This is a genomic window from Alloacidobacterium sp. (assembly GCF_035631355.1).
Lineage (GTDB): Bacteria > Acidobacteriota > Terriglobia > Terriglobales > Acidobacteriaceae > Alloacidobacterium.
In genome coordinates this window covers 100,743-125,377 of sequence record NZ_DASQIX010000007.1, presented here as the reverse complement: position 1 = coordinate 125,377, position 24,635 = coordinate 100,743, and the positions used below count along the sequence as shown (strand labels likewise).

Sequence of the window (24,635 nt, the reverse complement as noted above, 5' to 3'; positions counted from 1 at the left end):
CCTGCATAATAAGCACTTAACCTTGGCAAGGCACTTTGCGTTGCCGAACGGCTTGTTTTGATTACCTAAACAAAAGGCCCTTTCTGTGGAATAACCTCCTCTGTAGCTATTCGACTTGTATATGCTGTTTGCTAATTGGTGAACAGCGTCGATTGGAATGCTGGGCTTCAACATCCGCCCAACGTTTCAAAGAAAGAGCGAGCCATGAACAGAAGAGACTTACTCAAGCAATCAGCAGCGCTTAGTATAACCACTGCCATTCCCTTTTCCGGCCTGCATGCCGTCCAGACACCCAACGCTCCGATGAGCGACATGGCCAAACTAAATCCGCCGGCCGAGGGCACTATCCCAGTTGCGTTTGTGCTCTCCGACGGCGCCGTGGTCATCGACTTCTGCGGGCCGTGGGAGGTCTTTCAGGATGTCCACATTCCTGACCGCAAGGACCACATGCCCTTCCACCTTTACACGGTGGCTGAAACTACGAGCCCGATCGAGGCCAGCGGTGGAATGAAGGTCCTTCCTTCCTACACCTTCGAAACTGCTCCTGCTCCCAAAGTTATCGTGATCCCGGCGCAGCGTAAACCTAGTGAAGCCATGCTGGCCTGGATTCGCAAGTCAGCAAAGGCCGCCGACATTACCATGTCGGTCTGCACCGGAGCATTTGTGCTTGCCCGCACGGGCTTACTGGCAGGCAAGTCAGCCACTACACATCACAGCGCGTATCGGCAACTGGCGATGGAATATCCCGATATCAACGTGAAGCGCGGTGCCCGGTTCGTGGAAAACGGCAATCTCGCCACAGCAGGCGGCTTGTCCTCCGGGATCGATCTCGCCCTCCGCGTCGTCGAGCGCTATTTCGGTACCCAAGTCGCAAAAGACACCGCGTACCAGATGGAATACCAGGGACAAGGCTGGACAAACCCCAATTCAAACGAGGAATACGAGCAAGTCCGAGTCTCGACCGACGCGCATCCCGTTTGTCCTGTGTGTGAAATGGATGTGGACGTCGCAACCGCTCCCAAAGCCGTCTACAAAGGCAAGACGTACTACTTCTGTTCTACAGACCACAAACAGTTATTCGACGCAACTCCAGAAAAATACATTGAAGCGGCAAAGAACTGATTGCGACTTGATACTGTCTCGATCTGCGCCCTACGCGGTGTCGGCCAATTTCCGCGCCAACGGTTTCATTGCATCTGTCTTGAACGAGAAACCTTAGCTCGACAGCGCTTCGAACAGCATGTGCACAAGCGCGAGGACGATTGCGCCGATGAATGCCGCGCCGAAAGTATTCACGTAGAACCCTGGAACTACGCCACTGGCCAGCTTCAGAATGAAGGCATTGATCACGAGAAAGAACAGTCCCAGCGTCAGAATTCCGAGTGGCAGGGTGATCAGTTTGAGAAGAAGCCCGAGTGTCACGTTCAGCAGTCCGATCACTATCACAGCGATCAGCGCTGAGGGCAGGTTCACCACCTTAAAGCCGGGCACAAGCCATGCGACAATCAGCAGTGCTATTGCGTCGAGGATCCATCTCACCAGCAGCCGAAGCATATCTCTTTGCTACCTCTCTTTTTCCAGCGCTGAACGTCTCTTAGTTTGGAACCGTCCCGCCCGTACCAGCGTACCCTGAGATAGTCGTTTTATGAAGCTTCGTTTTCTGCTGACCGCTCCTGTCTTTATCACGACGATGGCTTTCGCGCAGGCGACACAGCCGCCTCTGCCCGACGTGCCCACGCTCATGAAGCAGGTCGAAGAGCATCAGCACAAACTGGACAAAGTGCGCGAGAACTATACCTATCACGAAACTGTCGTCACGCATGAACTCGACAAGAAGGGCAACATCAAGAAGAACGAGAGCGAAGAAAACGACGTCTTTTTTGTCAATGGCCACGAGATCGACCGGAAAGTGAAAAAGAATGGCAAGGAACTGAACGCAGATGAGCAGAAGAAAGAGCAGGAGCACGTTGAAAAAGAAGTTGAGAGGGCATCTAAGACGCCTCCCGGGCAGTCACTCCACGGAGACGAAGTCAGCGTCAGCCGCCTGCTGCAAATCATGAAGGTGTCGAACCCGCGACGCGAGCAGATGGACAACCGAAGCGTGATCGCCTTCGATTTCACGGGCGACCCGCATGCCAAGACACACGGTATGGCCGAGGACGCATCCAAGAAGCTTTCCGGCACGATATGGGTGGACGAGAGCGACTGTCAGGTGCGCCGCATGGTCGTGCGCTTCGACGATAATTTCCATCTCGGCTTTGGGCTGTTTTCCGTCGGTAAAGGCAGCACCTTTACCTTCGACCAGAAGCTCGTCAACAACGAGCTATGGCTGCCGACGGACGCGCAGGTCCACATTATCGCCCATGCCATTGGCGTGATCGGCTGGCGTGGTGATATTGCCGTTACCGACAATGACTACCAGAAGTTCCACGCCGACGCCCAGCAGCAGCCAGGAGCGACCGTCGTCAGTCCGACATCGCATTAAACAGAAAGACCGCCAACTTGCGGTGGTCTTTCTGTAACCACGTAAGGCACAAATTACTGTTGAGGCTGCGCTTGAGGCTGTGGCGCTGCTCCGCCCTGCCCTCTTTGTTGCATCCGTTCCTGCATCCTTTGCTGCATGGCTTCGTATTTCTGCTTCTGCTGGTCGTTCAGCACGGCTTCGATCTTGCTGGTTGTGTCCGCGTGCAGGCTCTTCGCTTTCGCCATCTTGTCGTCGCGCGAAAGAGATGTGTCCTGATGGAGTTGCATCATTTGCTGCTGCTGATTTTCGAGGATTGGCTTGATCTGGGTCTGCTGATCTGAGCTGAGGTCCAGAGCCTTCGTCAGATGTTCAAGCTGGTTATCGGGATTCATCTGCCGGCCATGTCCGTGCATCGGCGGAGCAGTTGAGGGAGTGGATTGGTCCTGCGCGAATGCTGTCATTCCAAGCACGAACAGGCCAGTGAGCGCCAATGTACAAAGTTTTTTTCGCATGTTTGAAATTTCCTCCAACACGTATTCAGAACACCGTCCGGCATACTGGGTTGCGCCTGCTCCCCTCGGCACGACAAAGCGCTTCCAATGCAGATAGACGCCGGAATTTGGGTTCACGACGACCTGGCGCGCAACTTTTATTTCGCGCGCGATGCCGGCAGCGGAGGCATCACCACCGGTCCCGATCGTAGGCCGCAGGCCAGCAGTCCTTCGGCATGTTCCTGAGGATGCGGGACATACGCATAGGCGAAGACGGCGCGGTACTCACGCTCGCCGGGATAGTTGCAGACGGCACAGCCTGGACGGTAGGCAATCGCCGGATGATCGCGCACAGTTTCCGTCCATTCATGCGAGGCGTGGGCTGGGACGGTCATGTATTCCGGGTGCCGCGGAAGGTCTTTCGGTTGGTAGGCGAAAACCTCGCCTTTTTCGTTATAAGCATCAACCAGACTGCCTCCCGATCCGCTGGAAGCGCGCCACAACCACTTGCTGCCGACATGCGCGTACCAATGGGCGCTCGATGGGACAGGCTCGGCAAGACGGATGTCCTTATTTGTATCGTTGGTGATTACAAATAAAAATCCCGGGCCCTTGCCCGGCTCCGCTTCGGCAAGATAACTGGCTGTGAGCGTGATGCGTGAGCACAGCGGCACATATGGGCCGGGGTGATGGGTAACCGCCCGCCCCGTGGACATTGACATCGCGGTTAGAGCTACAAGGATCGTTTTGCGTGTGCTCATCAGAACTAGACTATCGCGCTCATATGGTTTTGGCGGCGAGTTGGAGCGAGGTATTGAGCGCCTGCGCGCGATAAACACTGATGGAGTTATTAGCCAGCGCGTGAATTGTCTGCGATAAGGCGCGCTGGAAATCCGCGCGGTCGGTAATTTCAGGCAGCGGCCCGAAGAGAATGGCCTGGCGCACGGCATAAGGACGCGGCGCATACCGCTTGCGATTGGGCACACGTTGGCGACAGGGCGTTTGCAGCGCAATGCGACGGCTGCGCACTTCTTGCGCTAGAAGAGAGGATGTGCTGACATTCAGGGACTATTGAAATATTCTTATCCCCCGGGGAGGGGTGTCTGATGGTCTCAAAGATAAAAAGCTCTAATTCGAGTAGCGCCAACTAGCAGATATTAGTTGACTTATCGGAATTTAATTGATTGTTGCTACATATCGCCGGTGGTATATGCCGGACTAGGGCTAGTGCTTCGCCATCGAGCATTTCGCACCGCGTTTTTTTTGAAAGAATTAACATCTTTTATCGCCCAAAGTACGAAAGCCCGTCTCTTCGCGGGCTTTTTCTCTCTAAATTCTATTTCAGCAATTTAGGGGCATAATTATCGGCAGGATCGGCATCCGCTTTCGCTGTTTGGAATGTGTTGGTTAGGAGATTTCCACTGTCGGAGTGGCTTGACAGAATTTAAGGTAGATCAAACAAAACGGCTCGAATTCGGGGATCCCTTTCGAAGCCGGAAACGAATCTGCTCAGGATTTGGGCGGTGGGATACGGCGGTGTATTCAGCATTGGGCCTCAATAGACTATTCGACGACCAATCCTGATTTCTTGAAGGCTATTACTACATGGCATAATTCAAGGCGCAGAAACGGCGTTTCCGCGGGAGTTTATCGATGGCGGGTATTTTCATAAGTTATCGACGGGAAGACAGCGGTTCTTATGCCGGTCGACTATATGACGCACTCATTCAACATTTCGATCGCAATGAAGTGTTTCTGGACATCGACTCTCTGGACCCCGGCGAAGATTTTCGCGAAGTGATTCAGCGAACCTGTTCATCCTGTGAGATTCTGCTTGCCGTCATCGGCAGACAATGGGCGATCGTTGAAGACAATAGCGGGAGGCCTCGTCTTGAGAGCGAGAAGGATTTTGTCCGGATCGAGATCACCACTGCACTGCAAAAGGGTCTCCGCGTTATTCCGGTTTTGGTTGGCGGAGCTGTAATGCCAGATGAAGGCGCTTTGCCAAACGATCTTCGGCCGATCGTTTATCGCAATAATTGTGAGGTGACCGATAAGCGTTTTCACCAGGACACTCAGTCGCTGATAGATGCTCTAAAAAGAATGTTGGGCATAGCTTCGCAGGAAGCCAGCCATCGCGGAAAGAATGCAACGCTTTTCCCGCTTTGGGGAATCATTCTGGGAAAAACGAATGAAAGCGAACTCGAGAAATTAGGGGAGAGGAAAGAGGCAAAGACCGACACTGGTCTTGTATACGGCCACTATTATGTCGTGAACAATATCGATTTCTGGGTTGACGAGAAATCCGGAGTTGCGCACAACATCTATATCACGAAGTATGATATATGGCCTAAACTATGGGAGGAAATAGGGTTTCGGCCACAGAATTCTTACGACCGGTATCTTTTTTTGCTACAGCAAAGGGGATACTCGAGCAAAGTTGAAAAACAGCCTCGTATTAAAAAGTGGGATGGCCACGATTCGTTTTCAGCTGTGGTAACGGCTCGAATCCTTGATCCTTACTATCACAAGATCAAGCTAGATTTCGATTATGGCCGGGGAACGAAAACTGACTCGATTGAGACTCTCTACTCGATGTATGTAAGCATCGACGATTAGGGTATTCGAGATATCTTTTCTCGCAAATGACCTTGATAGGTCGGTGGACCCATGCCAGCCAAGCTGCTTTCATTCGCTCCTGTTCTTTCCGCGGTAGACTGGCTGTCATAGTCCCTGGGGTCGACTGACGCATCTATCTAGAAAACTGATTGAGACAGAGGCGATATGGATCAGACACAGTCCGATGCACTGGTATTCTTTGGCGCCACCGGCGATCTTGCCTACAAACAGATTTTTCCCTCGCTGCAACGGCTGGCCAAGCGCGACAAGCTGGTGGGGCCGGTGCTGGGCGTCGCCAAAGCGGGGTGGAACCTTGACCAATTCAAGGCGCGCGCGAAAGACAGTGTCGAGAAGCATGGCGGCGCCGATCCCGAGGGACTGCCCAAGCTGCTCAATTGCATGCGCTATGTGGATGGGGACTACAACGATCCGGAGACGTTCCGGCAGGTGCGTCAGCAACTGGGGAATGCGAAGCATCCGCTGCACTACCTGGCGATTCCGCCGAGCCTGTTCGGGCATGTGATCGATCAACTGAAGATTTCAGGCTGCGCAGATGGCGGACGCGTGGTGGTAGAGAAGCCGTTTGGACATGACGAGCCATCGGCGCGGGCGCTCACGGCGGAGATCGATCGCGTTTTTGATGAAGAGCACATTTTCCGCATCGACCATTATCTGGGGAAGAACTCTGTACAGAACGTGATTTTCTTCCGCTTTGCCAATTCGTTTCTGGAGCCCCTCTGGAACCGGCAGTATGTGGAATGTGTGCAGATTACGATGGCGGAGAAGTTCGGCATTCAGGGGCGTGGCGCATTTTACGACGGGGTGGGCGCGATTCGTGATGTGGTGCAGAACCATCTGCTGCAGGTGTTGAGCAACATCGCTATGGAGCCACCTCCGTGTACGGACGTGGAGGCGCTGCGAGATGAGCGCATGAAGGTGCTGAAGAGCGTCCAGACGGTAGAAAAGCAGAACGTGGTGCTCGGGCAATTCAAGGGCTACCTGGATGAGCCGGGAGTGAAGCCGGGGTCGACCATCGAGACGTTTGCGGCGCTGCGACTGCATATTAACTCGTGGCGGTGGCGCGATGTTCCCTTCTTTATTCGCACGGGAAAATCGCTGCCGCTCACGGCTACCGAGGTATTTGCGAAACTGCGGCAAACGCCACCGGTCTTCTCAGAACACGTGATGCCGCAGAATTATGTTCGCTTCCGGTTGGGCCCGACGCCGGCGATTGCGATAGGCGGATCCGTGAAAGAAGCGGGTGACCGGCTGCGGGGATGCATGGTGGAGCTTGAAGCAGAACAGCAATGCGGCAAGGACGAGTTGCTTCCTTATGAAGAGCTGCTGGAAGACGCAATGCAGGGCAGGCAGACGTGGTTTGCGCGCAGAGACTACGTCGAAGCAGCATGGCGGGTTCTGGATCCGCTGCTGGTGGACAAGCCCGCGGTCCACGCATATGAGCCGGGCTCATGGGGGCCGGCGGAGGCAGAAACTCTGGTAAAGGACGTAGGCGGGTGGTCGAATCCGCAGTAATCAGCGGCTGGGTATGCTGTGCGCCGCCCTGACCTCGCCGCCTGATCTCATCCAGCGGTCCATAAAGGTCTGGGCGCAGCGCGCTCCACAGAGATGGCGGACTTCAGCCTGATGGGAGAGGAGAACATCCCAGGACATGAAGCGGAGTTGCGGCATTGATGGAGCACCGGGCATAGGCGAAACGTGTTCGTTCCAGGCCAGCCACCAATCTTCCGAGTCTTCGCTTCTAGCTTTACCGCAGACTTCGCAGCGGAACGTTTCAGTGAACGCCATTCAGTAGTGCTCCAATTGGGAGATTTTTCTCAAAGCAAGGTAGCATAGGCTTGGGTTGGGTAACAACGAGTTTACCGATTACTGGATTTGCTGATTAGGTGTATTGCTCTCCTACCCCTTCGACAAACTCAGGGCAGGCTCCATCGAAAACTGCGCGATAGGATGGTTACCCCGAGTTTCGTTATCGGAGCGGAAGACTACAGTTCCCTCCGGCTGCGCTCAGGCAGGCTCTCCACTACGCGCCTGCGGCGCTCCGGTCAGGATGACAATTCTTGATAAAGTTCAGGATGCTGCCTGTGCGGCGGTGATGCTTTCGGGAATGTCTTCGAGGGGGAAGCCAAGGCGCTTCCACTCGTCGAAGCCGCCACGCAGAGGACGCACGCGGAAGACACCGATTTTGCGTAAAGAAAGTGCCATCTTTGCCGAGGTTGCCTCGCTGGGGCAAGTGCAAAAGAGAACCACATCGCGGTCGCGAGGAATTTCTTCGGTGTGCTCGACAAGTTTGTCCGGCGTAAGATTAACGGCCCCGGGAAGCGTACGCGGGTCGGGCAGATAGTCGAGCGGATGCCTCAAGTCGACGATGAAGACATCCTGGCCACGATCCATCATTTCTTTCAGATCTTCGGGTTCGAGACGCGCTGTCCGCATCTCCCGGATGAAGGCGCGCTGGCGGGTAAATCGGTAGATCAGGAATCCGATTAACAAGAGGACGAAGAGAACGCCCGCGGTATGGCTGACACTCGAGACCAGGTTAGAGTGCTTGAGGAAGTCGCCAAAGAAGCGGCCACCTAGCGTGAAGGCCAGCGCGTAAAGCAGAGATCCTGCCGCATCATAGGCGATAAACAGATGCAGCGGCATGCTGGTCTGGCCAGCGATGGGAGCAGCGACGGTGTTGAGGCCGGGAATGAATTTAGCCAGCAGCAGAGCCCGCTCGCCATTGCGCGTGAAGTAACCCTCAGTCTTTTTAACGCAGGTGTTGCTTTCCATCGAGAGACGGCAGAGCAGGCGGACAACGGCGCCGCCGTATCGCTTGCCCATGAAGTACCATGTGATGTCGCTGATGAGACAGCCGAGAACAATGGCGAGTAGAACCAGCGGCAGGCTCAGACGGTGGGTTGCCGTCAGTGTACCTGCCGTGATGAGAAGCGGAGCGCTGGGAATGGGTATGCCTAGCTGCTCGGTTAACACCCAGATGAAGAGGATGAGGTAACCGTATTCCAAGAAAAAGCTAAGGGCGACTGGCATCACTTTCCCGGCGAAACTAAGGATGCCATTAAGATGCGCGAATGGCAACGAAAGGCGCAAGGATGTCGTGACCGGTTCGAAGTGATTGTAACGAATGACCTGTTTTGATCGAGCCGAGTTACCCGATTGCCTTCCAGCTTATTGCAATTCAGTCTTAGGAGTTGCCGTTTCAGTTCGAATCGTTACGTTATCACCGCTCAAGCCGGGAGCGCTTGCTTCCAGACGAATCGAACCCGGCATTCTGGAAGTGCGTATTACGACGAGCGCGCGGCCGTTGAAGAGCGCCCGGTGATTGCCCTGGTACGATTCCTCGCTTCGTCCGTCTCCGTTTCCAACGGCGATGATCGTTCCGGGACCGCTGAGTGTGAACTGTATCTCGTTTGTTGCATTGGGCTGCAACCGTCCCTGCGCATCCTCCGCATCCACCGTGATGAATGAAAGGTCCTCGCCATCAGCGTGCAAGACGCTGCGATCGGCTTTCAGGTGGAGTTTTACCGGGTCTCCGACCGTCTGCAATACATCTACAGCTACTTCGCGATCACCGTTGACTCCGACGGCCTTCAGAGTGCCGGACGCATAGGGCACAGTAAATAAAGCCTTGCGTTGCTGTTCTGCTGTCGTTGGCATTTCGCCGACGAGCTTGTCGTTGAGATACAGGCGGACCTTTTCAGTTCCGGCATACACTTCCACCTGCATGTTTTTGCCTTCGTGGCCGGGCCACGTCCAACTGGGCAGTGTCGGGTAGACGCTCCAGCCAATGGCGACGACCTTTTTGCCTTCAGGTTCAGGCAGCCGCACGGTTGCATAGACCCGGTCGCCGCCATGCCACAAAATATCGCGGTAGTAGGACTCGGGCTTTCGATAGCCAGTCAGGTCGAGATCACCGGAATTCGCCGCGTGCCAGGGGAAACCGGGAAACATCAGACTCATCATCGGATTTGGTTTTTGGTTCTGCTGTTGAGCAAAGCCTTCAAATGGGTTCTTGCCATCGGCTCCCATGTTGGCCATCGCCTGGCTCATCATGGAAACGACCTGGTCCACTTGCGCGGCCTGTTCCGGCGTCATATATGACCAGCTTCCAATTCCCGACTCGCCGAGATAGTCCATCGCCGTCCATACAAACTCACCGAGGATGTAGGGATGCTCATGCGCCAGCTTCCAATTGTCGAATGCAGCAGACGGCACGGATTCTGTGGTCATCATGATGCGGCTGGGAACGCGCTCATGATCCTTGGCCTGGTTTTGCTTGAGGTTGTAGTTGTACCCGGCGACATCGAGATGCGACATGACCGCGTCAGTACTGGGTGTGTAGGTTGCGCCGGGAAAGGCTTGAGTTAGAGGCCTTGTAGTGTCAAGCGAACGGACCTCATCGGCAAGTTTCTTTGCAATGGGAGCGCCTTCTGGCGTCCAGGCCTCGGGAATCTCATTGCCAATGCCCCAGAAAATTACAGACGGATGATTACGATCGCGCAGAACCATGGAGTCGATGTCCTGCTTCCACCAATCGTTGAAGAAGCGCGCATAATCGTACTTTGCCTTGCTCCTGGTCCAGACATCAAACGGCTCATCGAGAACGAGAAGTCCCAGCCGGTCACAAGCATCCAGAAAGCCAGGCGACGGTGGATTGTGGGCTGTGCGAACTGCGTTGAAGCCCGCAGCTTTGAGGAGTTCGACCCTGCGTTCCTCCGCGCGATCAAAGGCCGCGGCACCAAGCGGCCCGTTGTCATGGTGGGCGCTTCCGCCTACGAGTTTGATCGATTTGCCATTCAGCAAGAGCCCTTTGTCGACTGACCATGCAAGCGTTCGCACGCCAAAATCAGTTTCGACCCGATCGATTACCTTGCCAGCTTGCATAACCTCGGTGACAGCACGATAGAGGGCTGGACTTTCCGGAGACCAAAGTTCGGGATGCGCGAGGGGGATTTCCTGAGCTGCTTGCCCTTGTGTTCCTGCTCCCACCTGCGCAGATGATTCTCCCTTTGCGACAGGTTTCCCTTGTGCTGAAAGCAGTGTGGTCTTCACGGACACTTCCGCTGATTCCTCAGAGTCATTTTGCAGTTGAGCTTTTACCTGGACCTTCGCGCTTCCGCTGGAAGCTTCCGATGTGCTGATGAAAACTCCCCACGGAGATATGTGAACAGGCCCAGTGACGACGACCCGCACATGGCGATATATTCCCGATCCGCTGTACCAGCGGCTGCTTGGCTGTTCTGAATTATCGACGCGTACTGCAAGGACATTCGCCCTGGAAAAATCGAGGTCAGGCGTAAGGTCAAAGCGGAAACTCGTGTAGGCGTAAGGATGAATCCCGAGCTTTTTGCCGTTCAGATATACGGTCGCGTTCGAGGCGACTCCATCAAATTCGACACTTACTTTTTTATCTTTCCAACTTGGAGGAGCGGTGAATGTTTTTCGATACCAGCCGATACCGGCAGGAAAGTATCCGCCGCCTGACCCGGTTGGGTTCTTTTCATTCGGAGCTGCTTCAACGCTCCAGTCGTGCGGCAAGTCGACAGTGCGCCAGCCTGAATCATTGAACGACACTTCCTCCGCATTGGCGGGGTCTCCGAGAAGGAATCTCCAGTTTGAATCCGCTGAGAGCTGTTGCCGCGAAGATTGGGGCTGGGCCGCGCAGACATGAGCCGCAGAAAGAGGAAATAAGGCCAGAAAGGCCACAGCTATCAGACGGAGCATTCTTTGCATAACGAGTCCTTTTTCGTCCTCATTGGGTAAAGCCTGTAAAGTGCAGACCATTAGGCCTTAGGGGAGCGTCGCAGCTAAGGCCAGGTCACGTGAAGATAAACCGATGTGAAGCGTTCTGCTTCCAGATGGCATTCTCCAATCGCCCGCCTTGACTGACCAGTACTGGAAGGCCCGCGGCTCAATGTTCATTGATATTGTTTTGACCTCTCCCGGCGCGAGGGTGAGGCGGTCGAATCCGACCAGGGTTCTGGGAGCGAATGCGGCACTTTCGCTCTGCTGTTGCGGTGCATCCAGATAAATCTGGGGAACAGCATCTCCAGACACAGACCCTGTATTGCGCACCTGCACGGTTATCGTTGCACCGCAATCTGGATTGCGGGTTGCGGCGAAATTTGCCAGAGCAAACTGCGTATAACCGAGGCCATAGCCGAAGGGGAAGAGCGGGTCTATGTGTTGTGCATCGAACCAGCGATACCCAACGAGGAGACCTTCGCTGAAAGTTGTCACTCCATCGACGCCTTTCACTGACCGTTCCGGGTGGGATGGGTCGGTAGCGGGATAATCTTCGAGCCTTTTGGCCCAGGTCATTGGGAGCCGTCCTGCCGGATCCGCCTGGCCGAGAAGAATCTTCGCCGTTGCCCATCCGCCTTCGTCGCCAGGCCACCACATCTCGAGAACAGCCTTCACCTTGCTCAACCAGGGAAGCGCAACCGGTCGGCTGGTATTGAGCACTACAACTGTATTCGGATTCACTGCGGCAATATCATCAACCAGCTTGTCCTGCTCGCCGGGCAGCCCAAAGTCAGGTTTGCCTCTGGTCCACAGGAAAACGACGGCTGTATGAGCAGATTTTGCTGCCGCGATTGCCTCGTCATGCCGCTGGCTTCGCAACTCCGGCGTCATCCAGTTCAAACGGATTTGCGCAGGGGCATTGGAAGTGTCGGGAGTGAGCTGGATTGAGATTGCGTGCTTGCCAGCGCCGAGATCGATAGCGCGACGAACATTGTCCAGCCCATCGGTGGTGGGGAGGCCGTTGTCTTGCGAACTGTGCTGAATGTCGCCATGCACTGTTCCTGCGGCAGCTCCGGTGCGGCCAAGCTCTTTGCCGTCGATGGTGATCACACCACGTCCACCGAGCACTTGTAGATACAGCCAGTATGAGCCGGCCGAAGGTAGGGTGAGGTCGCCTTTCCAGGTAGCGGAGGTATTCGGAGCGAGCGCTTTTCCATTGCTGCGGGTGAAATCGAGGGCGGTGTCTACGGTTGTGACTCCGCCAGTCCCAGTGCGCTCAAGACCAGGCTGCCCGTTGTGAGAGAATGCCGACGCAGGAATGGGCACACCGGTCATGTCGTCATCTACAGCAAAGACGACCTTTGCATCAGGAGATAGTTTGCGCAAGGCATCTACAGGTCCCACCTGGCGTTCCGGTATTCCCGGTGAGCGCTCGCCAAAGGTTCCGATAGCGGCCACCTGTCCGGCGGTGGGGCCAATCATTGCCAGAGAATTGAGATCAGCAGGCTTTAGTGGCAGGATGCCATCCTCATTCTTAAGGAGCACCGCTGCTTCTTCCGCGGTGCGCTCGATCACCTTCGCATTTTCCTCGATGTCCTGCGGGGTAACGTTGTGCTTCTGTTTGCCATCGAGGTACCCGAAGCGATCCATTTCATAGAGCACGCGCCGGGCTGCCGCCGTAATCGTGGCTTCCGTGACAATGCCCTGCTTCAAGGCTTCCGGCATTGTCAGGGGATCGGTGTCGCGTGGAAACGTGCTCAGGTCCAGGCCTGACGAGTCCGGCTCCTCGGGAATTGTTCCGCCGAGTATGCCGGCGAGGGCTGCGAGGTTCGGTTTTGTCGCAGGAGGCGCTGGCGCAGGACCTGTTCGAAAATAGGTGTGCATCATAGCGCCCAATGGGCTCTCCGGGGACATCTGTCCGGGCATTTCCATGTCCAGGCCCTCGTTGATAAAACGGACACTGTGGACTGCGCCCCAATCAGATGTGACGAAGCCCTTGAAGCCAAGCTCACCTTTCAGGATCGTCTTAAGCGTATCGGCATTGCCGCAGGCAAATGGGCGATTGAGCCGGTTATATGAACACATGATGGAGGACACGCCCGCCTTCACTGCCGCTGCAAAGGGCGCAACGTAGACCTCGTGCAGTGTCTGGGGATCGATCCTGACGTTGAAGCTGTCGGTGTCATAGCCGACGTAATGCTTGGCCTGCGCCATAATGTCCTGCGCCTGGATGCCGTGTATCTCAGCCGCGCCCATCTGGCCGGAGAGATAGGGGTCTTCGCCGAAGGTGTTGTAGCCTCGCGCAAAGGTGATATCGCGGTCGAGATTGATAAAGGGTTGAAGCACTACATCGATGCCCAGCGAACGGGCCTCGCGGCCAATGACCACTCCGTTTGCTTCGGCAGCCTTCCGGCTCCAGGTAGCAGCTACGCCCATGGAGGCGGTTTCGGCTTGCGCGGGAACGCGAGTCAACAACCCGGGAGGGCCATCTGCCATACGCAGCGAAGGAATGCCGAGTCGAGGTACGCCAGGCAGGTAGCCGGCCTGACCCTGGTTCGTAGCCGCCGGTTCGACTGCGCCGCGTATCAGGTCCATCTTTTCTTCAAGGGTCATCTGACCGAGCAGCCGGTCAATGCGCGCGTCATTCGCCCGTTGTGGTGGGACGGGCTGCGACCACAGGCAAAAAGTGCTGCCGAACAGGGCCACTGTGAGCAATGGCTTAAACAGACGTTGAACCATAGGAGCAGACTGCCGAAAAATCCTTGTCGAAGTTACCAATTCAACCTCCTGGCTGGGTTGTTCCTCGCGTTCCTTCTAATGACTGCTAAATATGGCTGTACATACATTTCGGCCGATTCCAGTTAAGTGGCGCGCAGGCCAAGCAAGATGATGCGCGCTGTTTCGCGGAACATGAGTTCGATGGGCTGGCCATATTCCTCTTCCACGCGATTCCCTAGAGAAGCCAATCTCCGTTGAGCTCCGATGACAGCGTTCAAGACGGAGTGCATCGTGAGGTCCGGATTCAGGTTAGGACGAAGCGAGCCATCCGCAATCCCCTCGCGGATTAAAACAGCAAGCAGCTCAAAGCGTCCGGGGATGATTTTGTCTTCAACAGCAATCAGGCGCTCCACAGACCAGTCATGCGCATACATCGCATCAAATTGCGCCATGAAACGCACGCGCGCAGGATGGTCGACCAGCTCGTTTTCCAAAGCCTGAAGCAAAGCAGTGATCTTCGCCAATGCCGGGCCGGAAATGTCGTCGATGGATTTTCGTATGCTGTCGGATGACTGCGCCATGAACTCCTCAACGAGGGCCCATACAATCTCATCCTTATTCGAGAAGTATTCATAGAGAGTCGAAGCCCGGATCCCTGTGGCGGTAACAATTTCCGCAACCGTGACACGGTCAATTCTGCGCCGGTCGAAGAGTTCCTGCGCGGCAGTCAGAATGCGGCGTCGCTGCCTTTCACGATGCGCGTGGTAGGAACCGCTGGGACCAATCGGGGAAGTCATTTGCGTTGACAAGAGGTCTAATTTCTCAATTTCGTATATTTATTTCGAATTTAGATACTTAATACGAAATAGCTGAGATTGGGATTGTCAACAAAATTCGCAAAATTGGATTAAAAAAGCCTTTCTGACCTGGAGAATCATTGTGGCGAAGCTTCACAATGAAGAACGGCCTCTACTCAAAAGCGCATAGGAGCCGAAATATCTGCTGTTTCTGGAAAGACCCTGTTGTATCTATGAATGAGGACAGGGCGAAATTGCTATTCGACTAATGCGATTCGACATCATCACCATCTTCCCGGACTTCTTTACGAGCATCCTCGCCCACGGAGTACTCAAACGGGCGCTCGCCTCGAATCTGCTTACCGTCCAGACCCACAACCTGCGCGACTTTGCCCACGACCGCCATCGCACTGTCGATGACCGTCCCTTCGGTGGTGGCGAAGGCATGGTTCTGAAACCAGAACCGCTAGCGGAAGCTATCGAATCGCTCGAAATTGCATCAAAATCTAGCCGAAATGCACAAAAAGAGACCATTATTTTGCTCTCCGCACAGGGTGCGCGCTTCACCCAGTGCACCGCCCGCGAACTCGCTACCCTCGACCGCGCGGCTCTCATCTGCGGACGCTACGAAGGCGTGGACGAGCGCGTGAACGAGCTTTTCTGCGACCGAGAGCTCTCCATTGGCGACTATGTCCTTTCCGGAGGCGAACTTGCCGCCGCCATCGTCCTCGATGCCACTATGCGTCTCATTCCCGGCGTCTTGGGCAATGAGGCATCGAGCGCCTACGAAAGCTTCGGCCAGCCCGACACGGCCTTCCCTGATACCGAAGACGGACCGCCCCGCTCTACCCACGGGTCGGGCGGCTTGCTTGACTACCCTCATTACACCCGTCCCGCCGAATTCCATGGCTTAACTGTCCCCGAAGTCCTGAGCGGGGGCAACCACGACCAAATCCGCCGCTGGCGCCGGGAACGGGCGTTGGAAAAGACATGGCGCAATCGACCGGATTTGCTCGAAAATGCTGATTTGACTAGAGACGATCGCAGGTTTCTCGAAACCCTCAAATAAGCACGATTTTTGTAACCCAAATGCACCTAAACGGCGTGAAAAACGCACCTTTTAGGTGCATTTTCATGTAAACTAAAAATTCTGAAATCAATCGCAGGAAAGAACAATGTCAATCCATCCAGTCATGCAGCGCCTTGCCGAGAAATTGAACCGCACGGACCTGCCTTCTTTCGTCCCCGGTGACACAGTGCGCGTGCAGGTCAAGATCAAGGAAGGCGATAAAGAGCGCCTCCAGGCATTTGAAGGCATCGTGATTGCCCGCAAAAACGGCCCGCAAGGCAGCTTCACCGTCCGCAAGATGAGCTTCGGCCAGGGCGTCGAACGCATCTTCCCCTTCAATTCCAAGGTCATCGACAAGGTTGAAACCGTTCGCAGCGCCAAAGTGCGCCGCGCTAAGCTCTTCTATCTCCGCGGACTTCGCGGCAAAGCCGCCCGCCTCAAGGAAGTCGAGCGAGCCTAAGGCTCTATTCATTTCAAGCAAAACGCCCCGGCTAAGACCGGGGCGTTTGTGTTTCCAGGGTTAATGTCGCAGGTCCCGCAAAAAGACCTTCTCTGGCGGAATTGAGTCTAAAGAATCATAGCGGTCGGGCCGGAACAAATAAGACCTGTCTTGTTGAGATGGCCGATACTGAGCTGGTAACGGTCGGCGAGGCGCCATGAAGAGTGAGTGGAGAGTCGTTTGTCAGTTGATCTTCGCCGCAGGTGTGATCAGCGCGGCTTTCGCTCAGAGAGCGTTCCGGCAATATCCTTCGGTGGAATATGGCTTATCAATACCGCTGCCCCCGGACTGGAACAGGCCGGGCGAGTGGACCTTTGCGCGTTTGATGTTTCCTCCGGGGCCGCTGGATGGTTATCGCGGGCGTTTTGATGGGCCATGGCAGGAGGGGCTTTCGCTCTGGACGCAGGACTATCCGCGCGCCGACCGCGCTCTTGCGAATGCGGTCCGGCGGTTGACGCGGGTGGATGCACGATCAGTGGAGCAGCCGGTAAATCTGGACGATGGTGACGAGGTTTACAACTGGCCGTTTCTTTATGCGGTGCAGGTGGGCGAGTGGGAACTGACGGAGGCACAGGCAAAGAAGCTACGCGACTATCTGCTGCGCGGCGGATTCTTTATGGCTGACGATTGCCACGGTACCGCGGAGCAGGCGTATTTCGAGAAGACGATGAAGATGGTCTTTCCCGACCGCGAGCTTGTAGACATTCCGGACAACGATCCCATCTTCCATACACTCTTCGATCTCGACGACCGCTATCAGGTGGTAGGCGCGGAGCATCTGGCCACCGGGCACAAGAAGGACGGCTATGTCGCTCACTGGAAGGGAATCTATGACGATAAGGGGCGCATCATGGTGGCCTTCTCGCTGAACTCGGACCTTGGTGACTCATGGGAGTTCCTGGACGATCCGCGCTACCCCGCGAAGTACTCGACCTTGGGTACGAAGATCGGCGTGAACTATGTGCTTTACGCGATGACTCACTGATTCCTGTTCACTGCACGTTGAGGCCCACCGTCGCGGTGTTGTTAGCCAGGTTCGGATCTGGAGTATCCGACATGGTGGCTGCATTTTCGGTAATTGTTGTCCCTGACGGCGCGGTCACTTTCACTGTCAGCCGCACTGTCCATGTAGTATTCGGAGCCATGCTGCCGTTCTCATGGCAGACGATCTGTCCCGTTCCTCCATAGGGCGGATGCGTACACGTGCCCAGTCCCGGGGTGCCGGAGATACGGATGTAGTCGAAGGTTGTGCCTGCAGGCACCTGCGTGTTCAGCACTTCGTGGACGGCATCGCTCAGACCCAGATTCCAGACTGGGAAGGCATAGGTGACCAGATCGCCCTGATGGACAATCGTCACGGAGGGTATTATCCGCAGGAACAGATCAGCCGTCTTCACTAGTCCGAATGCGTAAACGTAGCTTGCTGCGGGTGGGTTTTGTCCGATTACGGAACTGCTGTAAACCACCCCGTTTGCCACCGTGGGCGAGGAAGCTATCTCGCTGTCTGTGGCAAAACTCCATAGCACTGCGCCGTTGCTGGCGTTCAACGCAAACATTTTGCCGGTTTCGCCGTTATTGAAGCCGGTATAAACCACCCCGTTCGCCACTGCGGGCGAGGAGGAAAACGCCAGCCCACAGCAGGGGGAAAAGCTCCATAGCTTGGCGCCAGTGCTGGCGTTCAGGGCATATATATTTCCGCTGGTGAGGCTATTGCTGAAGGAGCCTATATAAACCACCCCATTCGCGACCGCAGGCGAGGACTCCACTTCGCCACCTGTGGCATAGCTCCACAGCTTGGCGCCGGTACTGGCATTCAGCGCATACACGTTGCCGTCTTCGCTGCCAAAATACACCACCCCATTGGTCACCGCGGCCGAGGAAATCACGTTCCCGTTGGCATAGCTCCACAACTTGGCGCCGGTACTGGCGTTCAGCGCATACATATTTCCATTGTTGGAGCTAGTGCTGACGGTGCCGACGTAAACCACACCGTTCGCCACAGTGGGCGCGGAATACACAGGAGACTTGTTTCCGGAGTTCCCTATGGGATAGCTCCACAAAAGAGCGCCGGTGCTGGCGTTAATCGCGTCGACCGTGCCGGTAAAGTTGCCTACGAAAACCACTCCATTCACCACCGTAGGTCCGCCAATCACAAGGTCTCCGGTGGCATAGCTCCACAGCTTGCCGCCAGTAGTGGCGTCCAGTGCATACAGGCTGCCGTCATTCGAACCGATGTAGACGATCCCATTTGCCACCGCAGGTGAGGAGTCTACCTCACGCCCGGTGGCAAAACTCCATAGCTTGGCGCCGGTGCCGGCGTTCAGCGCGTACACGCTGCCGTCAAACGAACCGATATAGAGCACTCCATTTACTACTGCAGGCGAGGACTCACTTGCCGCATTGTCGTCATCGAAGCTCCACTGCAACTCCAGATTCCGAACATTGTTGACGTTGAGAACCGTCTCATACGGGTTCCATCGCTGCATGTTGTCTCTTAGAAACTGGGTCCAGTCTCCGGGTGAGGATGTGGCGGCAGCGCTGGTGGTGGCGTTGGCCGTCTGCGCGTTCGCGGACATGCCGGACATGGCCAGCATTAGCGATGCAACTGTAATGGTGAGAAGTGAGATTGGCTTTCTGCGGACAGGGGCAACGGGGGAATTCATTTTTGTGCCTCCACAGGTTTTGGGAAAACAGTGGTCAGCGTGGAGCAGGGACGCAGCGCACATGGGCGTGAGCTTTAGTCAGGTGGCCGCAATGCGGGTGTCGATGTTCCGCGGTGGCGCGGTCCCATAGAATGGTTCAATCCAGTAGGATTGCGCAATCGCTTTGATGTTCTTCCTGCGATTTGTAGTTGCTTTATACGGTCAGCGCGGTTCCGAAGGATTAAATTACTGACGTAACGGAGCCAGCAGTTACCACGGCGAACACCAGGAATTGAATTCGCTCAAAAACTGAAGTCGCGTGCCCTATCGCGTCGTGCACTTCGCGACAGGAATGGGGAGCATAATGACCCAGCCTGCAAGAGATTTGTGTTCAGCCTGCGATCCATCCTAAAATCCCTTGCTCGGCTGATTCGTGATTCGCTATTCTGCGGGCTGTTCCCCTTCCCCCCATCTATCTAAAGCTTAAGGAGGCACATGCAACGCCGTTCCTTTATCCGCGCTGTTGCTTCTGTGGTACCCGCTGTTGGACTACACGATTTTCTGGCCAGTCAGGCGTGCGCCCAGGCTGCTGCGCAGCCACAGACAGGCGCGCTGCGTGTGGTGGGCGCCGGCGAGGATCGTCTAGGCAAACCGCACTCCCTGGGATTCAGTTCGTTCGTCTTCAAGGTTTTGAGCGAAGAAACCGGGGGCGGGCTATTCATTATTGAGCATACGCATCTCATACCCGGTGGACCGCCCTTGCACCTGCACCTGAATCAGGAGGAATGGTTTTACGTGATGGAGGGCGAAGTAGCCTTCCAAGTCGGCGAGCAAAGAATACAGCTATATGCGGGTGAATCTATTTTGGCTCCACGTCGCGTGCCGCACACGTTCTCGTCAGTTTCGACGACGCCAAGCCGCATGCTGATCGCGTTTTGCCCGGCAGGGAAAATGGAGAAATATTTCCGCGATAGTGAAAACGCCTCGCCGCCCGCAGACCAGGCAGCCTATTTTCATCACTACGATATGGAGTTCATTGGACCTTCACCGTTCTGGAAAGCATAGAAGCCGGTTTGAATGGAACGTAGAAGCCGTCAGTGGTGAACGTACCCATTGGTGCTTCTGGAGCCGGCGCTTACGAGATTCGCGAAGATCCGGTAGGCTCCGGGGACGGCTTCCATCATCTGGCGATAGAGGGCGTAGGCGACGTAGATATACGTTCCCTTGCCGTAACGGGCATAGAGCAGGCCGCCTTTCTGGGGGTCCTGGCCGGGGTCGTGCGTTTCAGTCAGTGGCGTGTAGCGCGGGTCCCAGGACTGCATGAAGGAGTGGCCGCGCTCCTCGACCCATCCGCCGAAGTCGGCCTCGGTGATCTTGTTAGGGAAAACCATGACCGGGTTGTTCGGCTCAAGGATGTTGACTTTGGATTTTTCGTCAACGACCTTTTCTGGCGAGCGGCTGAGCGTGTACGGATACGGGCCGTAGTTGTGGTCGTACTCGTAGGAGTTGTATTCGACGACAACGTTGCCGCCGTTCTTTACATAGTCGAGCATGCGTTTTGTGGCGTCGGCGAGCGCAGGGCGCGCAGCATAAGTGCGGATGCCGAGGACAATGGTGTCGTACTGGCTGAGGTCGCCGTGAAGGATTTCATCGTCGGTTAGCAGGTGCGGATGAACGCCGATCTGCTCAAGGGCCTGCGGCACGTCGTCGCCAGTGCCCATGATGTAGCCGACCTTAAGATTCGGTGCGACCTTCACGTCGATACCGCGCGCGCGATAAGTGGCCGGATGGTAGTAGTAATAGGGCCGCACACCGGGATAGCCGACCTTCTGCACGCCTTCACTAAATTCGAAATTGCCGCTGCGAGCGATAGCCTTGATGGTATAGGTGGCGTCGGCGCTCAGTGACGATGGGCGCACGGTAAATGTGACCGTGTCGGGATCATTTGCCGGCAGGTTGAATTTTGCGGTTGCCGGCTCAGCGGTCCAGCCGTCGGGAAGTTCGAGATGCAAGTCGCCTGGGGCTGCGCTGGACTGCTCGTTGTGCAGAGTGACAGTTAGTGGGAAGGACTCTTCGCCTAGCGGCACAACGCCTGCGCCCGCTCCAATGCTGACGGAGATCTGCGGCAATATGACGAGCGGCTGGTAGACCGCGCCGGGGCCGTGCTCCCAGTGGACAGTCTGTACGACCTGGCCGATGCGGATGGGCACCCCATCGTAGTTGAACTCGGCCCAGCCTTCGACTGGGTAGGGCGCGAAGGAGCGGTTCAGCCAGCGCTTGTCATGGATATCATAGTAAGGCTGCTCGATGTTCGGACGGCTGAAGTATGGGCGCGTGGGCGCAGCCTTGCTGGGAACGTGGAGCTTGAACAGAATGTCAGCCTCGGACGCGCTTGGAGATCCAGGTCCGCCGACACGCTCGACAGGCCAGTTCTCGCCATCAGGTGTGACGAGCCAGGTTTTTGCGAGGCGCAGCTTGCCGCCGGGACTCCAGTCGCCCGCGCTGGTGACATGCAGGCGCACGTTGAAGTCCATGTCCGGAGTCGCATGGAGGAAGGTCATCGCCGCTGATGTGCCGGAGAACGGACTGCGGTCGGATTGCAGAGACGGCGTGACGAGCGCGTTGACCTGGAGGCCCAGGGCTTCAGCGAGGGCGGTGTTGAACTGGGCAAGCTTGATGTTGAGTTCGTGGTTGACGTTGGCCTTGTCGTCCGCACTGAGCGAGCTGGCGTTGACGGCTCCGATCAACTGCTGTGTTTTCTGGTAGCCGTCGCGCAGGTCGGGGAGAATTTTTGACGGATCAGACGGGATGTAGGCATAGAGAGCACGAGTGACACTGCGGTCGATTTCGCTGAGGCCATCTTTGAGGAACTGCGTGTCGCCATGCGCGAGCGTGGCAATGCCGGGGAGCGAAACGTCGATGCCATCAAAGAAGGATGATTCCTGGTCTTTGGTTGGAACACGCGAGCCGAAGCGGTGATATTCGACGTCGAAGGGCCCGGGCAGCGGAGGATTGCCTCCGCCGTTTTGGGATTTCTGCTCGCTCCAGCCCTCGCGCGACATCTGCACATAGGAGCGGCCGAGGACAGGGTCGAACTGGCCTTCAGGGATAACGATGTTGGTGGCGGGAACCTGGTCCATCCACTCGTCATTCACATAGTCGCGCAGATGCAGGGGTGAGGATTTTCCCGTCGCGTAGTCGAACATGGTCTTGTGTGCGCCTTCTCCGCCAATAGCAAAACTGAAGAAGCGTGCATACATTTTCAGAGGCGACCAAGGGCGAAGGCCTTCGGCGATCTGGTCAGGAAAAACATTCGGGTCGCCGGCGGCCTTAAAAACTTCCTGCGCCATCTCGCCGGAAACCTGATGGTGACCGTGGCCGTCGGTGACGTTGCCGGTGAAGACCGAAGTAATGACGAGAGGACGATTGAGACGGACGGCGCGGACGACGTCATAGAGGACGCGGTCATGGCCCCACTTGTCGAATGCTTCGTCGATCGTCTTGGAGAAGCCGTAATCGACGACGCGCGTCCAGTATTGCTCGGTGCCGCTGAATTCGTCGGCGCGCAGCAGCTCATTGGTGCGGATGAGGCCGAGCTCGTCGTATTCCTCGCCGGACATGGCGTTCTGGCCACCCTCGCCACGGGTGAGCGTGAGCATGGCGACGCTCGCTCCGGCCCCGCGCGATTCGAGGGTGAGCATGCCGCCGTCTTCGTCGTCTGGGTGGGCGACAATCATCATGACGCTGGCCCAAGTGTGCAGCTTGCGGAGGGTCTGCCAGAGGCCATCGGCGCCACGGTCTTCGGGCAATGTCTGCGCATCAGGAGTGGCAGCGATCCTCGTGGCCCAGGGGACGGTCTGGGTTTGCGCGATGGTGGTCGCAGCGAGCGCGAGGGTGGCGATCAACTTGAGTCGTCGGCTAGCAGGCTGCATCTAGTTGTCTAGTCTCCAGGAAAGTGGTTATGCACAGTGTACAATCCACGCACTGTCTTATTTGATTTGAACGGCGAAGGCATGAAATGCGGTCCCTCGGCGGCTAAAGCCGCAATCGTTGTGTCAACTACCGGCACGGCTGAAGCCGTGCCCCCTTCAAAGCTTTCTACTTGCGTTTATTAGATGAATTCGAACGATGCCGTCGCAACTGAAACGACAACTGGGCCTGGGCAACGCCGTCTCGCTGAACATGATGAACATGATCGGCGTGGGACCGTTCATTACGCTGCCACTGGTGGTAGCGGCGATGGGCGGGCCGCAGGCGATGCTGGGCTGGATTCTGGGCGCGCTGATCGCCGTCTGCGACGGGCTGGTGTGGGCGGAGCTAGGCGCAGCCATGCCTGAGGCAGGCGGCTCGTATGCCTTCCTGCGTGAGGTTTACGGGCGCGATGGCGCGGGGCGGTGGTTTTCGTTTCTCTATATCTGGCAGCTTGGCTTTAGCGCGCCGCTCTCGATTGCTTCGGGCTGCATTGGGCTGGCGCAGTACGCAGCTTATCTCTGGCCATCGCTGAATTTGGCTGTGCCGGGAATCGCGCGGCTGCATTACACGAGCATACTGGCGGCAGCGATTTGTCTGCTGATTCTTGCGTTGCTCTATCGCAACCTGAGTACGATCACACGGCTTGCGTGGGTGTTATGGGCGGGCGTGCTGCTGACCATCGGATCAGTGATTCTGGCGGGCGTGACGCACTTTCACGCGTCTCAACTGGCGATGCCGGCGGGCGCGTTTCATCTGACGCCAGCGTTCTTTCAAGGGCTTGGCGCGGCCACGCTGATTGCGACGTATGACTACTGGGGCTATTACACGGTCTGCTTTCTCGGCGGTGAAGTACGCGAGCCGGGACGGACGATTCCACGCGCGGTGCTGTTTTCGATTGCGATTGTTGCGGTACTTTACCTGTCGATGAACATCAGCGTGCTCGGCGTGATTCCGTGGCAGGAGTTGGTGAAGGGCGGCGACGGGCGCTATGCTGTGGTCGCAGTTCTGATGCAGCGGACATTTGGAAACGCAGCAGCGCGAGTTCTGGCCGTATTGGTAATGTGGACGGCGCTGGCCTCAGTCTTTTCGCTGCTGCTGAGTTATTCGCGTGTCCCGTATGCGGCGGCGCTTGACGGCAACTACTTTCGTGCGTTTGCGAAGCTGCATCCAAAACACGGCTTCCCAAATGTGTCGCTGATTGCTCTGGGGCTGGTGGCTGCTGTCTTCTGTTTCTTCAACCTGTCGCATGTGATTGCGGCCCTGGTGGCGATCCGGATCATTCTGCAATATGTGTTGCAACAGATTGGAGTGATGCTGCTACGCATCAAGCGTCCGGATATGGCGCGGCCCTTTCGACTGTGGCTCTATCCGCTGCCGCCGGTGCTTGCGCTCGCGGGATTTTTGTTCATCGTGTTCTCGCGGGCCGATGCTTCGCGGGAGTTTGTTTATGCGGGCGCGATCGCAGTAACGGGCAGCATTCTGTATTTCTGGCGCGCGCGCAGGCGGCGGGAGTGGCCGTTTGCGGGCCGGGCCTGAAGACCCTTTCTGTAACTAATCCCTTCTTCGCTGCGTCATAAAAAGTAGATGTTTGTGGCGTG

Annotated in this window: 20 protein-coding genes; 9 read left to right on the top strand and 11 right to left on the bottom strand. The window is 56.2% G+C overall.

Features of this window, described 5'->3' with window-relative positions; all coding sequences use genetic code 11:
• Positions 1-204: 204 nt before the first annotated feature.
• Entirely contained in the window at positions 205-1,122 is a 918-nt protein-coding gene (locus VEV40_RS02435) for a DJ-1/PfpI family protein (RefSeq protein ID WP_324829895.1), read from the top strand.
• Positions 1,123-1,215: 93 nt separating this feature from the next.
• On the opposite strand, the gene VEV40_RS02430 is transcribed toward VEV40_RS02435, so the two are convergent.
• Positions 1,216-1,554, bottom strand: coding sequence for a phage holin family protein (locus VEV40_RS02430; protein ID WP_324829893.1), 339 nt, complete (start codon positions 1,552-1,554; stop codon positions 1,216-1,218).
• Positions 1,555-1,645: 91 nt separating this feature from the next.
• Here VEV40_RS02430 and VEV40_RS02425 point away from each other — a divergent pair, with 91 nt between their 5' ends.
• Positions 1,646-2,485 (top strand): hypothetical protein, encoded by an 840-nt coding sequence (locus VEV40_RS02425; protein ID WP_324829892.1) that lies wholly within the window; start codon positions 1,646-1,648, stop codon positions 2,483-2,485.
• A gap of 53 nt (positions 2,486-2,538) precedes the next feature.
• On the opposite strand, the gene VEV40_RS02420 is transcribed toward VEV40_RS02425, so the two are convergent.
• From VEV40_RS02420 to VEV40_RS02410, 3 genes are all read right to left on the bottom strand, one after another.
• The gene (locus VEV40_RS02420; RefSeq protein WP_324829890.1) at positions 2,539-2,976 is read right to left on the bottom strand and encodes a hypothetical protein; all 438 of its coding nucleotides are present in this window, start codon (positions 2,974-2,976) and stop codon (positions 2,539-2,541) included.
• A 137-nt stretch (positions 2,977-3,113) separates the two neighbouring features.
• Positions 3,114-3,716, bottom strand: a complete 603-nt coding sequence (locus tag VEV40_RS02415) for a hypothetical protein (protein WP_324829889.1) — start codon at positions 3,714-3,716, stop codon at positions 3,114-3,116.
• Between the two features lie 19 nt (positions 3,717-3,735).
• A complete protein-coding gene (locus tag VEV40_RS02410; RefSeq protein WP_324829887.1) occupies positions 3,736-3,984 on the bottom strand; it encodes a hypothetical protein in 249 nt (82 codons plus the stop codon).
• A 624-nt stretch (positions 3,985-4,608) separates the two neighbouring features.
• On the opposite strand from VEV40_RS02410, the gene VEV40_RS02405 reads away from it, so the two are divergent.
• Complete coding sequence (locus VEV40_RS02405; protein WP_324829886.1) at positions 4,609-5,574, top strand: toll/interleukin-1 receptor domain-containing protein; 966 nt, start codon at positions 4,609-4,611, stop codon at positions 5,572-5,574.
• Positions 5,575-5,739: 165 nt separating this feature from the next.
• Entirely contained in the window at positions 5,740-7,107 is a 1,368-nt protein-coding gene (zwf, locus tag VEV40_RS02400; RefSeq protein WP_324829885.1) for a glucose-6-phosphate dehydrogenase, read from the top strand.
• On the opposite strand, the gene VEV40_RS02395 is transcribed toward zwf, so the two are convergent.
• From VEV40_RS02395 to VEV40_RS02375, 5 genes are all read right to left on the bottom strand, one after another.
• Complete coding sequence (locus VEV40_RS02395) at positions 7,108-7,380, bottom strand: hypothetical protein (protein ID WP_324829884.1); 273 nt, start codon at positions 7,378-7,380, stop codon at positions 7,108-7,110.
• 282 nt (positions 7,381-7,662) lie between these two features.
• Positions 7,663-8,625: a DedA family protein/thiosulfate sulfurtransferase GlpE gene (locus tag VEV40_RS02390; RefSeq protein ID WP_324829883.1), complete on the bottom strand. Its 963-nt coding sequence runs from the start codon at positions 8,623-8,625 to the stop codon at positions 7,663-7,665.
• Between the two features lie 138 nt (positions 8,626-8,763).
• Entirely contained in the window at positions 8,764-11,328 is a 2,565-nt protein-coding gene (locus tag VEV40_RS02385; protein WP_324829882.1) for a glycoside hydrolase family 2 TIM barrel-domain containing protein, read from the bottom strand.
• Between the two features lie 57 nt (positions 11,329-11,385).
• The gene (locus VEV40_RS02380) at positions 11,386-14,079 is read right to left on the bottom strand and encodes a glycoside hydrolase family 3 C-terminal domain-containing protein (RefSeq protein WP_324829880.1); all 2,694 of its coding nucleotides are present in this window, start codon (positions 14,077-14,079) and stop codon (positions 11,386-11,388) included.
• Positions 14,080-14,201: 122 nt separating this feature from the next.
• Complete coding sequence (locus VEV40_RS02375) at positions 14,202-14,855, bottom strand: TetR/AcrR family transcriptional regulator (RefSeq protein WP_324829879.1); 654 nt, start codon at positions 14,853-14,855, stop codon at positions 14,202-14,204.
• A 268-nt stretch (positions 14,856-15,123) separates the two neighbouring features.
• Here VEV40_RS02375 and trmD point away from each other — a divergent pair, with 268 nt between their 5' ends.
• The 3 genes from trmD (at position 15,124) to VEV40_RS02360 (ending at position 17,408) form a co-directional block, all read left to right on the top strand.
• Positions 15,124-15,924 carry a tRNA (guanosine(37)-N1)-methyltransferase TrmD gene (trmD, locus tag VEV40_RS02370; protein ID WP_324829877.1) on the top strand — a complete coding sequence of 267 codons (801 nt, stop codon included), beginning with the start codon at positions 15,124-15,126 and terminating at the stop codon, positions 15,922-15,924.
• Between the two features lie 124 nt (positions 15,925-16,048).
• On the top strand, positions 16,049-16,384 hold the full coding sequence (rplS, locus tag VEV40_RS02365; protein ID WP_422652929.1) for a 50S ribosomal protein L19: 336 nt from the start codon (positions 16,049-16,051) through the stop codon (positions 16,382-16,384).
• Positions 16,385-16,580: 196 nt separating this feature from the next.
• The gene (locus tag VEV40_RS02360; protein WP_324829875.1) at positions 16,581-17,408 is read left to right on the top strand and encodes a DUF4159 domain-containing protein; all 828 of its coding nucleotides are present in this window, start codon (positions 16,581-16,583) and stop codon (positions 17,406-17,408) included.
• A gap of 7 nt (positions 17,409-17,415) precedes the next feature.
• Here the strand turns inward: VEV40_RS02360 and VEV40_RS02355 are convergent, their stop codons facing one another.
• Complete coding sequence (locus VEV40_RS02355) at positions 17,416-19,086, bottom strand: PQQ-binding-like beta-propeller repeat protein (RefSeq protein WP_324829874.1); 1,671 nt, start codon at positions 19,084-19,086, stop codon at positions 17,416-17,418.
• A 474-nt stretch (positions 19,087-19,560) separates the two neighbouring features.
• Here VEV40_RS02355 and VEV40_RS02350 point away from each other — a divergent pair, with 474 nt between their 5' ends.
• Complete coding sequence (locus VEV40_RS02350) at positions 19,561-20,130, top strand: cupin domain-containing protein (RefSeq protein ID WP_324829873.1); 570 nt, start codon at positions 19,561-19,563, stop codon at positions 20,128-20,130.
• A gap of 29 nt (positions 20,131-20,159) precedes the next feature.
• Here VEV40_RS02350 and VEV40_RS02345 read toward each other — a convergent pair whose 3' ends face one another.
• Positions 20,160-22,997, bottom strand: a complete 2,838-nt coding sequence (locus VEV40_RS02345; protein ID WP_324829871.1) for a PIG-L family deacetylase — start codon at positions 22,995-22,997, stop codon at positions 20,160-20,162.
• A gap of 196 nt (positions 22,998-23,193) precedes the next feature.
• Between VEV40_RS02345 and VEV40_RS02340 the strand changes: the two genes are divergently transcribed.
• Entirely contained in the window at positions 23,194-24,573 is a 1,380-nt protein-coding gene (locus VEV40_RS02340) for an APC family permease (protein ID WP_324829869.1), read from the top strand.
• The last annotated feature ends 62 nt before the right edge of the window (positions 24,574-24,635 follow it).